The following is a 14,442-nucleotide window of genomic DNA, read 5'->3' as shown; positions in this document are numbered from 1 at the left end:
GACCCGGCGCACCCCCGGAAGGTCGGCAGTGGACGGATTCTTCGTCGATTACGGCGGACTACGTGACTTCGTACGGGGACACTCCGCGCGGCAGCCGGACGTGGACGCCTTCCCCGGCGCTCTTTCCGAGCTGATGCCCCGGCCGGCGGACTACCCCGAAGCAGCGGGGGACTTCCGCACGAGGTTCGACCGGCACGCCTCCGCGGCCGCCACGACGGCGGCCCTGCTGCGCGAGGGCCACCACAAGGCCGGCGCGGACGTGCGGACCGCCGGCCTGCGCTACGGCCAGGCCGAGGAGGCGACCGCCGGGATGGTGGCGGCCTCCGGCGAGCACTCGGCCGGGCGGACCGGCGCCGTGCTCGGCGGCCTCGGCGTCCAGGCGTCCGCGATCCTCGCATCGGTGGCGGGCGCCGGGAGAGCCGCCCGGATGGGCAGGAGCCCGGCGATGCCGGCGGCGGGCGGCGGCGGAAGCGCCCTGCTCACCATGGCCGCGACGCTGATCGTGATAGCGAACGCCCGCGACCCCGAGGCCTGGGAGCGGCGCGGCCTGGCGGCGGCCCGGCTCGGGACGAACGTGACCGAGCACGCCGACGGCGTCCAGGGTGCCGTGCGGGCCTCGCACGACCATCTGCGCGGCGAGGCCGGCGACGCCTTCAGAAGCCTCATGCTCTCCGACGTCGTCGCGCCCACCAGGACGCTCTCCGAGGCCGTCGGGGAGATGAGCGCCGCCGCGCTCGCCGCCGGCGATGCCCAGCGCAGGTTCAACGAGCGGATCGTCAAGGGCGCCCCGCTGGCCATGCTGGCCGGCGCGCCGGCGGGGTACCTGCTGCCGCCGACGCAGGTCACCGTGGCGGCGTTGTGGCTGATCTACGTGGTGAACTGCCGCAAGCGGCTCCGCCAGGACCTCGAGGCGGCCGGCGGCTACCTCGGGCGGACCGGGGCCCTGTCGGAGGTCGCCGGGAGGCTGGGGAGGGACCGCCCCGCGCCGGGCCGGCCCCCGGCGGTGACCATCTGACCCGGGGCCCGGCGGAGGACGGCCCCCGCCTGCCGCGCGGCCCGCAGGAGGTCAGAGGTTCTCGGCCAGGACGATGACGTTGTCGTCGGCGCCGAAGGTCAGGGGCGCGGTCTTCGGCGGGTTGAGCGTCACCCCGAAGGAGGGTGTGTGGTCGCTGTGCCGCTTGACCCGGTAGCCGATGGCGGTCTGCCCGCGCCGCCTGGCCACCTCCATGACGGTCGCGAAGTTCGCCTCCACGCCCGGGACGAGGTAGTCCGAGGCGGGCCGCAGGTGGATCTCCGGGCCGGTGGGGTCGAAGAGCTGGGAGAACACGCCGTGCAGATGCCGGTTCTCCGCGAGCTGGGTCAGCAGCAGGCTGATGAGCTTGGTGCTGATGATGAAGTCGTCGGCCTTGGTGACCTGGAAGATCTCCCGGTTGGCGTCGTCGTTGATCTCGGTCACGATGGTGTAGGGGTCACCGAGGCTCACCTTGATGTCGCGCAGGTGCAGCAGCGTCACCAGCGTCCGGTCATCGGCGTGCTCGGGGTCGACCTCGTCGTCGGCCAGCACGACCAGGTGCCGGTAGCCGCCGAGGTCGAGGTTCTCCAGCGACCGCCGGCTCGTCGGCCGGCAGTACTTGTAGCCGACGGTCAGGTTCTCCCGTCCGGTCTCGAGGACGTCCACCGGCCGGCCCGGGGCGGCGATGTCCACCACCGACCCCGGCTCGACCAGGCGGTCCAGCAGGTCGATCAGCTTCAGAGCGCGCGAGTTCCACCCGATGAGCAGGGTGCGGTCCGGGGTCTGCACCCGGTCGGGGGCCGCCGCGACGGCCTGGGCGACGATCGCGGGAGCGGAGCCGGCGAGCTGGATGAGCAGGTCGTCCTCGGCCAGGACGATCACCTGGTCCCTGGCGTCGATCACCGTCTCCTGCGCGGGGTTGAGCAGCACCCGCCCGTCCATTCTGCGCAGCCCGACCGGGATGCCGAGGTCGTAGGCGCCGAGCGCCTCGCCGTAGGTGCGGCCGGTGAGCGCGGGCTCGGGGCGGATGTAGAGCTCGTTGCCGTCGAAGTCCAGCAGGTCGGTGCAGACCGTGGACAGCCCCGACTGGCGGTGCGACTGGGCCACCAGCCGCACGGTGATGTCGTCGGCGTCGATCACGATGGCCGACTCGCCTCCGGCGAGGCGCGCGGCGGCGAGGTTCTCCGACTCCTGCACGGCGGCGACCACGTGCGGCCGCACGCCCCGCCAGGCGCGGTTGTTCAGCAGCAGCAACGCCTTGATCACATCGACGTCGGCGTCCTTGTCCGGCGAGGGCAGCACCATGATCGCTTTGGCGGTGTCCGGGCTGACGAGCTCCAGGTCCACCCGCTTGAGCGGGCTTCCCGACCGGCAGATGACCCTGGTGCGGCCGGTCTCCCCCACCCGGGCGCGGATTTGGTCGTCCATGTCGACCTTGTCGCGGTCCGCCAGGATCACCACACAGGACCGCCGTTGCCCCTCGTTGGCCTTGACGAGCTCCTCGATCACGGTGAACACCTGCTCCGACCAGCCGAGCACGATCGTGTGACCGCTCTCGATCAGCCGGGACCGGCCCTTGCGCAGCTCGCTGATCCGGTTCTCCAGACCGGTGGTCAGCACACCGATGAGCGAGCTGACGATGAAGATGCCCCCGATGGTGATGGTCAGCATCAGCGCCAGGAACACCGGGCTCCCGCTGTCGCCGCCCATGGTGCCGGGGTCGATGGCGCGCATCAGGCTCATCCACCCGACGCCCCGCCAGCCGCCGTTGTTCCTGGTGTCGGCGTCGGTGAAGGCGACCACGGCGGCGGTGACCAGCACGATGAGCACCACGGACGTCAGAGCCAGCCAGCCGATCAGCGCCGGCGTGCCGCGGTCCATCGTCCCGTCGAACCAGTACCGAAGCCGCTCTCGCAGTCTCCGCATCGTTGCCCCCGCCCATCGCAGCCGTCAAAAAGCCGGCGCCCTCAGCCGCCGGCCATCGATCATTGAAGCAGTAACCGAGGGCGAACCGTGCACGTACCAGGACATCGCTCCGGCTTCCCAGCGGACACAAAGCCGTTACGGCCCAGGTCAGAGACTCCTCCTCGCCGCCGCAGTCCGCAGGGGTTCGTCACGGAACGCCCGCGACCGGCAGGGGTGAGACGGGCGCGGACGGCAGAGGCGAGACGGGCACGCGGACGTCAGGGGCGAGGCAGGCACGCGGACGGCAGGGAAGTGAGGCGGGCGCGCGGACGTCAGGGCGAGGCAGGCACGCGAACGGCAGGGAAGTGAGGCGGGCGCGCGGACGGCGGAGCGGTGCCCACGGTAGGCCGCGGCGGGCCGTCAGGGGCCGGGAAGCAGGGCCGCGGCGTCCGGGACGGGCGAACAAGCGCCCGCGCGCCATGCCGCGGCGAAACGGGCCTCACCCAGCGCATCCCGGCATCGGGCGACCAGAGCGGCCACCTCGCGGTCGGCGCTGTCGGGCACGCCCCGCAGCCGGGAGGCCGCCGCCAGCGCCGCGGCGGCGCGTCCGGGCTCGCCCGCCCCCACGAGCCACTCGGCCGCTCCCTCGAGGACGGTGGCGCGCGCGGTGTCGTCCGGGATAGCCGCCACCGCCTCCAGAGCCTCCCGTAGACGCCGCTCGCCAGCGGCGCGATCGCCCGCCAGGGCCTCCACCCGGGCCGCCTCCAGCCACACGAACGCCACCAGCTGCGGCGGGATCATCGGCGGACGGGAGGCCGTGCCTCCGGCGAGCTGCTCGGCCGCCAGCAGGTCCATCGCCCGGCGCAGGCGCGTGCGCGCCTCCGCGTGGTCCCCCGCGCGGCGCGCCGTCTCCCCCAGGGCGTGCCAGGTGCGGGCCTGCGCCAGCGCGTCCCCCGCCCGCTCGGCCGCCACCCGCGCCTGCCGCAGCACCGCCTCCGCGCCCGCCAGGTCGCCGGTGCGGGCCCGCAACTGGCCCAGCCGCACAGGCAGCATCGCCGGACCGGGCAGCGCGTCGACGCCGCCGATCTCCGCCGCCCGCGCCGCCGACTCCTCCAGCAGGGCCAGCGCCTCCGCCGGCTCGCCGCGGTTCTCCGCCACCAGCGACAGCCAGAACAGCGCCAGCGCCATCCCCCAGCGCTCGCCGAGCCCGTGGAAGGCCCGCGAGGCCGAGCGCACCAGCACCTCGGCGCGTGGCGCGCCGCCGGGGACGAACTCGAACTCCACGATGCCCTCGATGAGCAGCGTCGTGGCCCGCGCCCACGCGTCCGGGTGGCGGCCGAAGTGCTCGACCGCGGCGGCGGCGCGGCGCCGGATGTCGGCGACGCCGCCCGCGTACGCACCCACGATCGCCCACGAGCCGAGCACCGCCGGCCGGTCGGACCGGTACATGCGGTCCAGCAGCTCGCCTGGCCGCATCCCTGCGACGCCCGCGCCGTCGCCTTCGCCGCCGGTGTCCTCGGACCCGGCCAGGAGCAGGCACATCGCGTGCTCGGCGGCCAGCCCGGGCGGGGGCGCGTCGCCGGTGGCGCGGGCCACCGCCGCCGCCCAGTCGGCCGCCTCCCGCCGCCTGCCCCGCATCACCCACGACCACAGCCGCGCCGTGTACAGCCGGACCGCCGTCTCGGCCCACCCGCACTCGATCGCGTGGCCGAGGGCCGCGTCCAGGTCGCCCTGATGGCCGTCCAGCAGGCGCAGCGCCGCGGCCTGCTCCGGGCCGCGCAGCGACGGCTCGCAGCGCTCGGCCAGCTCGAGGAAGTACGCGGCATGCGCCGCCCGCACCCGCCGTTCCTCCGCCCCCGCCGCGCCGTGCGCGACCGCCGCGCCTGCGGTGCCGTCCCGGCCCGGCGTGCTCGACCCCCCGGCCGCACCCGCAACGGACCGCCCACCGAGGGAGCTGGCTGCGCTGTCGGCGCTCTCCGTGCTCCCGCTCCCGGCGCTCCCGGCGCTCTCCGTGCTCCCGCTCCCGGCGCTCCCGGCGCTCTCCGTGCTCTGGGCGAGTTTCTCGGCCGCGTAGTGGCGCACCGTCTCCAGCAGCCGGTAGCGCACCCCCTCGCCGTCCCCGGCGAGGGACGAGCCCTCACCCGGCCGGGAGCCATCGGCGGCCTGGACCAGCAGGGACCGGTCGACCAGCGACGTCAGCACGTCCAGGCCGGCTCCGCACACGCGCGCCGCGGCCTCGGCCGACGCCCCGCCGCCCGCGAACACCGACAGCCGCCGCAACGCCGCCCGCTCGGGCTCGGTGAGCAGCTCCCAGCTCCAGTCGATCGTCGCCCGCAACGTGCGGTGCCGCCGCTCCACCGCGCGGCTGCCGCGTCCCAGCACCTCCAGGCGGTCGCCGATCATGCCGGCGAGCTGGGCGAGGGTCAGGGAGCGCAGCCGGGCGGCGGCCAGCTCGATAGCCAGCGGCATGCCGTCCAGCTCCCGGCACAGCCGCACGACGTCGGCGAGGTTGCCCTCGTCGACGGCGAAACCCGGGCGGACGGCCGCGGCGCGCTCGGCGAACAGGGCGACCGCGGCGAACGACGGCGCCGACAGCGGCGTGACGTCCTCGCCGGGCACCGCGAGCGGCGGCAGGGGATGCAGGGCCTCACCGGTGACGCCGAGCGGTTCCCTGCCGGTGGCCAGCACCCGCACGCCCGGCGCGGCGGCGAGCACGCGCTGGACCAGCTCGGCGGCCTCCTCCACCACGTGCTCGCAGTTGTCCAGCACCAGCAGGGCACGGCGCCCCCCCAGCGACGCGCACAGCCGCTCGGCCGGCCCGGCCCCCCGGGCGCCGCCGAGGCCGGCGAGCAGGCCTGTGCCGGCCAGGGCCGCGTGGACGGCCGCCGCGACGCCGGACGGCCGGGCCAGGTGGCCCTGGACGCCGGACGGACGGGGCAGGTGGCCCAGCACGCCGGACGGACGGGTCACGTGGGCCAGTTCGACCAGCCACACCCCGTCCGGCGCCCGTTCGCGTCGCGCCGCCTCCACGGCCAGCCGGGTCTTGCCCGCCCCTCCCGGCCCGATCACGGTGACCAGCCGCGCCTCCCCCAGCAGGCGGCCGACCCTGGCCAGGTCGTCGTGCCTTCCCACCAGGCGGGTCAGCGGCGCCGGCAGGTTGCCCCCGGCCGCCGTGCCCTGGACGGCCGGGGAGGCGTCGGCGCGGAGGGCGTGCAGGTGGGCGGCGCGGAGTTCGGCGCCCGGGTCCACGCCGAGCCCGTCCGCCAGCGCCGCGCGCACGCGCTCGTACACCTCCAGCGCGTCCGCCCGCCGGCCGTCGGCGCACAGCGCCCGCATGAGTCGGGCCTGGAACGGCTCCCTGGTGGGATGCGCGGCCGCCAGCTCCTCCAGCTCGGCGACCAGCCCGGGAACCGCGCACGCCAGGTCGGCGTCGATGCGGGCCTCGAGCGTGGCCAGCCGCAGCTCCTCCAGCCGCGCGGCGGGCGCGGCGGCGAAGGGGAACCGGGAGGCGTCCACCAGCGCGGGCCCGCGCCACAGCTCCAGCGCCTCGCGCAGCGGCCCGCCCGCGCCGGACGGGTCGCCGGCGCGCAGCAGGGCCGCTCCCCGGGCGGCCCGCGCGTCGAAGACCCACGCGTCCACGGCCGGCCCCTCCGCGCCCAGCCGATACCCCGACGGGTGGGAGGCGACCGCCTCCCGTCCGCCGAGCTCACGGCGAAGGCGCGCCACAAGGGACTGCAGCGCCGCCGCCGGGTTGGCGGGCGGCTCGCCCGGCCACAGGTCGTCGACCAGACGCTCGACGGTGACGACCCGCCCGGGGTCGAGGGCGAGCCGTACGAGCAGCGCCCGCAGCCGCGCGCCCGCGACCTCGACCGGGTTCCCGTGCGCGTCCTGGACCCGGAGCGGCCCGAGGATCCCGACGCGCACGGCATCCCGCCCTTCCCTCGATCACGACGGCTCCATTCTCGTGGACCCGCGCCGGTCGCGTGGTTCGTCCCTGCACTTACCTCGACCGGAACGCATGGAGTGCCGTATCTCTGTTATCGCCGGGCTCACGGGGTAACAGGTGAATTCTCCGGGCCCCGGGATGCGGCGCGCCGATTCGTCCTTACCGTACGGTTGTGCGGACGCCGCGCCGCCGGGGGTGGGAGAGCGGCCGGTGCGTGACCCAGGACGTCCAGGCGTTATGGTCAAGCCCGTGGCGGAGTTCTGACAGGTGGACGACTGGCGGCGTGGCAGGAGGGTGCCGGTGGATCGCAGGGGGCATGCGTCCGCGCAGTGGCCGATCACCGATGATCTCAGCACCTTGCGGGGGCAGGTGCGCGGGTACGCCGCTCTGGCGGGTCTTTCCGGCGTGCGCCTGCAAGACCTGGTGCTGGCGGTGAACGAGGCCGCCGCCAACGTGCTCGACCACGCCCACGGCGAGGGGCACGTCCAAGCCTGGCATGACGAGCGCTCCGTCACCGTCGAGGTGCACGACCGTCTCGGGCAACTCGTGCCTGCGCACGCCACCGCCGGCGACCCCGGGGTGACCACGCTGCGCGGCCGGGGCCTTTGGCTCATGCAACAGCTGTGCGACGAGGTGCGCATCACCAGGGACGCCCAGGGGTCGGCGGTGCTGCTGCGCCAGGAGATCAACGGCCTGCCGAAGGCCTGACCCCGACCGGGTCCCCTCACTTACCGATCAAGCATCGCTCTATCTGTGGGCAGGCGTGGCCGCTTCGCATATCGTCACCGATGTGGAGCATCAGCTAGTCGCCATGCGGGCCGGTCCCGGTGCGCGCACCCCCGGTCACCCGCCCGCGGCCCTGTCCGCCGTCCCCGCCGATCCAATGCTCGCTCCGTGAATAGGTCGCCCATGAACTTCACCGTGCAGGTCGAAGGCGGCTCCGCCGACGGCCACTCCTCCCCGGTGCGCACGCTGGTCCTGACGGGGGAACTGGACCACGGCAGCGTCCCGCACCTGCAGAAGGCGCTCGACAAGGCCTACGCCGACCAGTGCCGGCACCTGATCATCGACGTCACCGGCCTGGCCTTCTGCGACTCCACCGGCATCAGCGTGTTCCTGGGCGCCCGCCGCGCGCTGGCCGCCCGCGAGGGGAGCGTCGCGCTCGCCGGCCTGAACGCGCGCGTCCAGCGCACCTTCCGCCTGACCGGGGTGGCCGACGCCTTCTCGACCTACCCCACCGCCGACGAGGCCCGCGCCGCCCTGTCCGCGTCCTGACCGGGGCGCCCGCACCGCCCTCTCCCGGCCGGGCATCTTGACCGGGGCCATGACCGCGCGCCCGCACCGGCGTCACCGCCGAGCGGCGCCGGCCTGCACGTCCTCCATGCCGGGAGTAAGGGGATCGTTGACCGGCCCCGGGAGAGAAGTTACGTTACGTCGGCGGGGCGGGGGTTTCCGGTGTTCGGAAGGGAGAACCGTCCTCATGCTCCGACGAATGCTCTTCTCCGCCGCTGCGGCGGCACTGCTGCTGCTCGGCGGCGTCCCGTCGGCCGCGCTGGCGGCGGACGCGACCCGCACGCCCGCCACCGCCGTCTACACGGTCACGCTGGCCAGTAACGCCTCGGGCAGCACCTGGACCGGCCATCAGAGCGTCAGCTTCGGCAACCCGTCCGCCGACCCGCTCACCGAGGTCTACCTGCGGCTGTGGGACAACTACCACGGCAGCTGCCCCTCCACCCCGATCACGGTCACCAACGTGACGGGGGGCACGCCCGCGCCGCTGTCGGTGAACTGCACCGCTCTGAAGATCACGCTGCCGTCACCGCTGAACCAGGGCCAGAGCACCTCGATCGGATTCGACCTGAGCATCGTGGTGCCGAGCGGCGCCGACCGGTTCGGCCGTGACGGGTCCTACAACTTCATCGGCAACGCCCTGCCGGTGCTGGCCGTCCGGGACGGCAACGGCTGGCACCTGGACCCCTACACCAACAACGGCGAGGCGTTCTACCAGCTGATCAGCGACTACACCGTCACCCTCGACCATCCGACCTCGCTGCTGGTGCCCGCCACCGGCACTTCGGTGGACACGCCCGGCGCCTCCGGCCGGACGGTGACCACGGCCACGGCGAGCAAGGTGCGCGAGTTCGCCTGGGCGGCGGGGCCGTTCGTCAAGACGACGAGCACGACCACCACCGGCGTCACGGTGAACGTCTACCGGGTGAGCTCGATCAGCTCCAGCAGCGCAGCGTCCATGATGACGACCGCCAAGAACGCGCTGGTGGCGCACGCGGGGCGTTTCGGCGCCTTCCCCTACGGCGAGGTCGACGCGGTGCTGGACAACAACTTCTGGTTCGGCGGCATGGAGTATCCCGGCTTCGTCCTGGACGTGATCAGCTCCACGGCACTGGCGCATGAGCTGGCCCACCAGTGGTGGTACGGCATCGTCGGCGACGACGAGTACAACAGCCCGTGGCTGGACGAGTCCTTCGCCGACTACGCGACCGACCTGTACAACGGCATCTCGGGCACCAACTGCTGGAACAGCGTCTCCTGGCAGTCCTCCGCCGAGAAGATCAGCAATTCGATGGCCTACTGGGACGCTCATTCCGGCCGGTACGGCACGGTCGTCTACGGCTACGGCAAGTGCGCGCTGCACGACCTGCGCCGCGCCATCGGCACGACCGCGATGCAGAACCTGCTGAAGGACTACGCCGCCTCCCACTGGCTCGGCGTCTCCACCACCGCCGACTTCAAGGCCGCCGCCCAGGCCGCGACCTCGGTGAACCTGTCCTCGTTCTGGACCGCGCACCGCATCGACGGCTGACCGCCCCGGCCGGACCTGAACTATTGTTCAGGTCCGGCTAGCCTTGGCGGCATGACACGAGTCTCCTGGCGGGCCGCGCAACTGACGGTCGGCGAACTGTCCGAGCGCAGCGGCGTGCCCGCCTCGGCCCTGCGGTTCTACGAGCGGCAGGGCCTGATCCACAGCCGGCGGACGGCCGGCAACCAGCGGCGCTACACCCGCGACACCCTGCGCCGGGTGGCCTTCATCCGGGCGTCCCAGCGCGTCGGCATCCCGCTGGCCACGATCAGGGACGTGCTCGCGCTGCTGCCCGAGGGGCGCACGCCCACCCGCACCGACTGGGCCCGGGTGTCCCAGTGCTGGCGCGAGGACCTCAACGCGCGCATCGAGCAACTGGAGCGACTGCGCGACCGCCTCGCCGACTGCATCGGCTGCGGCTGCCTGTCCATCGACATCTGCGCCCTGGCCAATCCGCAGGACGCTCTCGGCGAGCGGGGTCCTGGTGCGCATCGCCTGATGAAGCCTGAAGTGTCCAAAGCCGACGCCTTTACAAAGTAGATCACATCGGCCACGACGACCGGTTCGCGATCACGTGCGCGTCGGCGCTCCCGATCGGCGGCCGCCGTAGAGGGGGTGAGCAATGCCACACCCAGAGTGATGAATTGTGTGTGTATTGTGACATTTAGTGAGCATTTTTCCCGAGCTTTGGCGGCTCGTCACCTGTCTCACGCGATGATCGATGGGGAGGAGGTCCCCGTGACGCACAACACGAGTCGACCACGCATCGTCGTGGGCGTGAGCCACTCCCCCGCGGCGACGGCCGCCCTGCGCTGGGCGCTCGGCGAGGCCCGGCTCCGGGACGCGATGATCCAGCCGGTGCACGCCTGGCAGTGGTCGGGGCAGCACCGCGCGTCGTACGCGCCCATGGGCACCTGGCGCTCCCACGACGAGGAGTACGCCGCCGCCAGGGAGCAGACCCGCCGTGTCGTCGCCCAGGTCGCGCCCTCCCTCACGCCCATCGTGGCGCACGGGCCGCCCGCGCAGGTGCTGCTCACACACTGCGAGGGCGCCGAGATGCTGGTGCTGGGCATCCGCAACCCCGAGCCCGGCACGCCGGTCGCCGCGACGCCCGTGCTCGCGGCGCTGATCATGAGCGCCCCCTGCCCGGTGGTGGTCGTCTCCCCCAAGTCCGTCCCCCTGCCGGCCTTCCCCTCCTACGAGGTCACCCTCAGCGTGGCGCCGACCGGATGACCCCGCCGGGGTCGTCGCGGCCCGCCGTGTCGCCGTACATGGCGGCCAGGCGCGTCACGGTGCCGGCCATCATCTCGCGCAGCTCCGGCGGCCCGAGGACCTCCAGGTTCGCGCCCAGGCGCAGCAGCTGCCAGCAGGCGTGCCGCACCGACTCGACCGGCAGCCGCAGCACCGTCCAGCCGTCCTCGCCCGGCGGCCCGGCCTCGGCCAGCGCGGCGTCGACCGGGCGCGCGCCGAGGGTGTGGCTCAGCAGACCCTCCATCCCCGGCGCCAGCCGCACGGTGGCCTCGGCGGTGTACATGCGCTCACGGAACTCGGCCGTGTAGGTCTGCCAGAACTCCCCGAGGTCGAAGCCCTCCGGGCGGGCGAAGCGCTCGGGCAGCACCTCCAGCGACACGATGCGCGAGACGCGGTAGGTGCGTGCGGCCGACTCCTCCGGCGCCGCGACCATGTACCAGGATCCGCCCTTGAGGACCAGACCGTACGGGCGGACCTCCCGCACCACCTCGGCGGGCCCCCAGCGGCGGTAGACCATGCGCAGCCCGCGCCCCTCCCACACCGCGTCGGCGACCTGCCCCAGGTGGGGGGCGTCGTCGGCGTCGCGGTACCAGCCGGGGACGTCCAGCAGGAACCGCTCGCGCATGCGTGAGGCCTGGGAACGCGGCTCGGGCGGCAGGGCGGCCAGCAGCTTGAGCTCGGCGGCGGCGGCCACCTCGGCCAGGCCGAGCTCGGCGGCCGGACCGGGCAGCCCGGCCAGGAACAGCGAGGACGCCTCCTCGGCGGTCAGGCCGTTGAGCCGGGTGCGGTAGCCGTCCAGCAACCGGTAGCCGCCCGCCGGGCCCCGATCGGCGTAGACGGGGACGCCCGCGGACGACAGCGCCTCCACGTCGCGGTAGACGGTGCGCACGGACACCTCGAGCTCCTCCGACAGCTCGGCGGCCGTCATCCGGCCGCGCGCCTGCAGGACCAGCAGTAGGGAGATCAACCGGCTCGCGCGCACGCCCCCAGTCTCCACGATTTGCCAAACAAACACCAAAAATGTTCATATGAACACATGGATCGATTGCGGGCGATCATGGACGCCCTGATGACCGCGGACAGCGTGTCGGTCGCCGAACTCGCGGCCCGGCACGGCGTCTCGGAGATGACCATCCGGCGCGACCTGGACGAGCTCGCCCAGCAGGGCGTGGTCCGCCGGGTGCGCGGCGGGGCCCAGAGCCTGCTGCTGCGCGGCGAGGAGCCGCCGTTCGGCGTGCGCGAGCACGAGGCGCCGGAGGCCAAGCTCCGCATCGCCGCCGAGGTCGCCGGCCTGCTCGCCGACGGAGAGGCGGTCGTGCTGGACGGCGGCACCACCGCTCTGGCGGTCGCCCGGGAGATCCGCGACCGCCGGCTCACCGTCCTCCCGCTCTCGGTGCAGGGCATCCAGGCTCTCAGCGACGCCCCCCGCGTACGGCTGGTCCTGCCCGGCGGCGAGGTGCGGCACGGCGAGCTCAACATCGGCGGCCCCCTGACCGTGAACACCATCGCCTCCCTGCGCTTCGACACCGCCGTCATCGGCTGCTGCGGACTGTCGGCCGAGCACGGGGTCACCGCGCACGCGCTGGACGACGTCGCGGTCAAACAGGCCGCCATCGCCTCCGCCCGCCGGGTGGTCGTCGCCGCCGACTCGGCGAAGTTCCGCCAGACGGCCTTCGCCGCCGTCTGCCCGCCCGCCGCGGTCGACGTGCTGGTCACCGACGAGGGCATCCCCCGCGACCAGCGGGAGGCGTTCGCCGCCGCCGGCGTCACCGTGCGCGTCGCCGCATGACGCTCACGCTCCACCGCGACGCCGCCCTGCGCGGCGCCCGCCTCGCGGTGTGCCTCGCGTTCCTGATCCCCGGGATGGCCATCGGCGTGTGGACCTCCCGCATCCCCGCGCTCAAGGAGGCGCTGGCGCTCGGCGACGGGCAGCTCAGCGTCGCCCTGCTCGCCATCGCGGCGGGCGCGCTCGCCGGGATGCAGCTCGTCGGGCGGCTGGTCGACCGGCTGGGCAGCGCCCGGGTCACCGTGCCGCTGGCCTTCGCCCAGGCCGCCGTCCTCCCTCTGCCCGCCCTCATGCCCTCCCTGGTCTCCCTCGCCGCCTCGCTGGCCGTGTTCGGCGCCGTCCACGGCATGCTCGACGTGGCGATGAACGCGCGCGCCGTCGAGGTCGAGCGGGCGTGGGGAGGACCGCTGATGTCGTCCTTCCACGCCGTGTTCAGCATCGGGGGCTTCCTCGGCGCCGCGCTCGGCGGGCTGTCGGCGCACGCGGGCGTGGGCCCCCTGCCCGCCTTCGCCGCCGTCGGCGTCCTGCTCGCCGTGCTCGCCGCCCTGACCGCGCGCCGCCTGGCCGGCGGAACGCGCGGCGGACGGGACCGGACGGCCGACGCCGTCCCCGAGCCGCTCCCCGGACGTCGGCGCGGGCTCGGGGGAGGGCTCGGCGGGGTGCTGCTGCTCGGCCTGCTCGGGTTCTGCTGCATGGTCGGCGAAGGCGCCTCGGCCGACTGGGGCTCGGTCTACCTGCGCGAGCACCTCGGCAGCTCACCCGGCTTCGCCGCCGCCGCCTACGCCGCCTTCTCGATCGCGATGACCGCCGGCCGCCTGACCGGCGATCGCCTCGCGGCCCGCTTCGGCCCGGTGGCGCTCGTCCGCTGCTGCGGAACGCTGGCCGGCGTCGGCCTGGCCTCGGCGCTGCTGATCGGCGACCCGCTGGCCGGGGTGATCGGGTTCGGCTGCTTCGGCGCCGGTCTGTCGTGCATCGTCCCGCAGGTGTTCTCCGCGGCCGGCAACCGCGACCCGGCCCGCGCCGGGCAGGCGCTCGCCCGGGTGGCGAGCCTTGGATACCTGGGCTTCCTGACCGGGCCGGTACTGATCGGCGCCGTCGCCGAACTGCTGGACCTGCCGCGCGCCCTGGCCATCCCCGCCCTGCTCGCCCTCTTCGTCGCCCTGGCCGCCCCCGCCGTCCGTCCTCCTCGTCCCTGACGACCCTCAGATGGGGTCGCCCTCGTCGCCGGGCAGGCTCGGGCCGGGTGAGACCGTGCCGCTGTCCCCCGGAGAGGGCACCGGCGACGGCTTGAGGGTGTCGTCGGGCGAGGGCAGCGGCGGCGGCGTCGGCACGAACATCGTCGGCGGCAGCGGCCGGGACGGCGGCGCGGTGTCGTCGTCGCGGCCCAGCAGCAGCCACGCGATCGCCCCGGTCAGCACCACCAGCACCACCAGGGCCGACAGCGCGGCCAGCACCGCGCGGCGGGTCTCGGTCAGGGGCGGCGCGGGCGGCGGCGGCTCCGGGACCGCCGGGGCGCGGTCGCCGAGCCAGTAGGGGACGAAGTCGGGCCCGTGGGTCTCCCCGATCAGCGTGCCGCTGACCAGCACCGACCGCAGGAACCACGCCGCGCCGACCCCGCCGGACGCGTACGGCACCGCCACCCAGGGCGCCGCGCCGTCGTCCATGGCGATGATCTGCGGCGCGCCGGCGGGCCCGCGGCCCCCGGCCCCCGCCCACAAACGAAG

General features: G+C 74.4%; 12 protein-coding genes. 8 read left to right on the top strand and 4 right to left on the bottom strand.

Features of this window, described 5'->3' with window-relative positions; all coding sequences use genetic code 11:
• Positions 1-28: 28 nt before the first annotated feature.
• Positions 29-1,015, top strand: coding sequence for a hypothetical protein (locus tag ABZU32_RS36365; RefSeq protein WP_354930099.1), 987 nt, complete (start codon positions 29-31; stop codon positions 1,013-1,015).
• Positions 1,016-1,066: 51 nt separating this feature from the next.
• Here ABZU32_RS36365 and ABZU32_RS36360 read toward each other — a convergent pair whose 3' ends face one another.
• A complete protein-coding gene (locus ABZU32_RS36360) occupies positions 1,067-2,938 on the bottom strand; it encodes a potassium transporter TrkA (RefSeq protein WP_354930097.1) in 1,872 nt (623 codons plus the stop codon).
• Positions 2,939-3,337: 399 nt separating this feature from the next.
• Positions 3,338-6,841, bottom strand: a complete 3,504-nt coding sequence (locus ABZU32_RS36355; RefSeq protein ID WP_354930094.1) for a BTAD domain-containing putative transcriptional regulator — start codon at positions 6,839-6,841, stop codon at positions 3,338-3,340.
• A gap of 322 nt (positions 6,842-7,163) precedes the next feature.
• On the opposite strand from ABZU32_RS36355, the gene ABZU32_RS36350 reads away from it, so the two are divergent.
• The 5 genes from ABZU32_RS36350 (at position 7,164) to ABZU32_RS36330 (ending at position 10,914) form a co-directional block, all read left to right on the top strand.
• Positions 7,164-7,571: an ATP-binding protein gene (locus tag ABZU32_RS36350; RefSeq protein ID WP_354853338.1), complete on the top strand. Its 408-nt coding sequence runs from the start codon at positions 7,164-7,166 to the stop codon at positions 7,569-7,571.
• A gap of 186 nt (positions 7,572-7,757) precedes the next feature.
• Positions 7,758-8,138: an STAS domain-containing protein gene (locus ABZU32_RS36345; RefSeq protein WP_354853336.1), complete on the top strand. Its 381-nt coding sequence runs from the start codon at positions 7,758-7,760 to the stop codon at positions 8,136-8,138.
• A gap of 205 nt (positions 8,139-8,343) precedes the next feature.
• Complete coding sequence (locus ABZU32_RS36340) at positions 8,344-9,684, top strand: M1 family metallopeptidase (RefSeq protein WP_354930091.1); 1,341 nt, start codon at positions 8,344-8,346, stop codon at positions 9,682-9,684.
• 51 nt (positions 9,685-9,735) lie between these two features.
• Positions 9,736-10,221: a redox-sensitive transcriptional activator SoxR gene (soxR, locus tag ABZU32_RS36335; protein WP_354930088.1), complete on the top strand. Its 486-nt coding sequence runs from the start codon at positions 9,736-9,738 to the stop codon at positions 10,219-10,221.
• Positions 10,222-10,419: 198 nt separating this feature from the next.
• Entirely contained in the window at positions 10,420-10,914 is a 495-nt protein-coding gene (locus ABZU32_RS36330) for a universal stress protein (RefSeq protein WP_354930085.1), read from the top strand.
• Here the strand turns inward: ABZU32_RS36330 and ABZU32_RS36325 are convergent.
• Positions 10,892-11,914 carry a YafY family protein gene (locus tag ABZU32_RS36325; protein WP_354853326.1) on the bottom strand — a complete coding sequence of 341 codons (1,023 nt, stop codon included), beginning with the start codon at positions 11,912-11,914 and terminating at the stop codon, positions 10,892-10,894. The two genes, ABZU32_RS36330 and ABZU32_RS36325, sit on opposite strands and share 23 nt — an antisense overlap.
• A gap of 54 nt (positions 11,915-11,968) precedes the next feature.
• Here ABZU32_RS36325 and ABZU32_RS36320 point away from each other — a divergent pair, with 54 nt between their 5' ends.
• Positions 11,969-12,721 carry a DeoR/GlpR family DNA-binding transcription regulator gene (locus ABZU32_RS36320; protein WP_354853324.1) on the top strand — a complete coding sequence of 251 codons (753 nt, stop codon included), beginning with the start codon at positions 11,969-11,971 and terminating at the stop codon, positions 12,719-12,721.
• On the top strand, positions 12,718-13,914 hold the full coding sequence (locus tag ABZU32_RS36315; RefSeq protein WP_354930081.1) for an MFS transporter: 1,197 nt from the start codon (positions 12,718-12,720) through the stop codon (positions 13,912-13,914). The genes ABZU32_RS36320 and ABZU32_RS36315 overlap by 4 nt, the downstream gene beginning before the upstream one ends.
• Positions 13,915-13,920: 6 nt before the next feature.
• On the opposite strand, the gene ABZU32_RS36310 is transcribed toward ABZU32_RS36315, so the two are convergent.
• Positions 13,921-14,442: hypothetical protein (locus tag ABZU32_RS36310; protein ID WP_354930078.1), on the bottom strand; the 522-nt coding region annotated here is incomplete at its 5' end.

Source organism: Sphaerisporangium sp. NPDC005288 (genome assembly GCF_040607475.1).
Classification (GTDB): Bacteria; Actinomycetota; Actinomycetes; order Streptosporangiales; family Streptosporangiaceae; genus Sphaerisporangium; species Sphaerisporangium rhizosphaerae.
The sequence above is the reverse complement of the archived record's forward strand: the minus strand, read 5'-3'. Positions and strand labels throughout refer to the sequence as shown.

Bases quoted from the DNA above. Each gene is read 5' to 3' on its own strand.
- ABZU32_RS36360 (WP_354930097.1), bottom strand. From the start codon at position 2,938: ATGCGGAGACTGCGAGAGCGGCTTCGGTACTGGTTCGACGGGACGATG.
- ABZU32_RS36340 (WP_354930091.1), top strand. From the start codon at position 8,344: ATGCTCCGACGAATGCTCTTCTCCGCCGCTGCGGCGGCACTGCTGCTG.
- soxR (WP_354930088.1), top strand. From the start codon at position 9,736: ATGACACGAGTCTCCTGGCGGGCCGCGCAACTGACGGTCGGCGAACTG.
- ABZU32_RS36320 (WP_354853324.1), top strand. From the start codon at position 11,969: ATGGATCGATTGCGGGCGATCATGGACGCCCTGATGACCGCGGACAGC.
- ABZU32_RS36315 (WP_354930081.1), top strand. From the start codon at position 12,718: ATGACGCTCACGCTCCACCGCGACGCCGCCCTGCGCGGCGCCCGCCTC.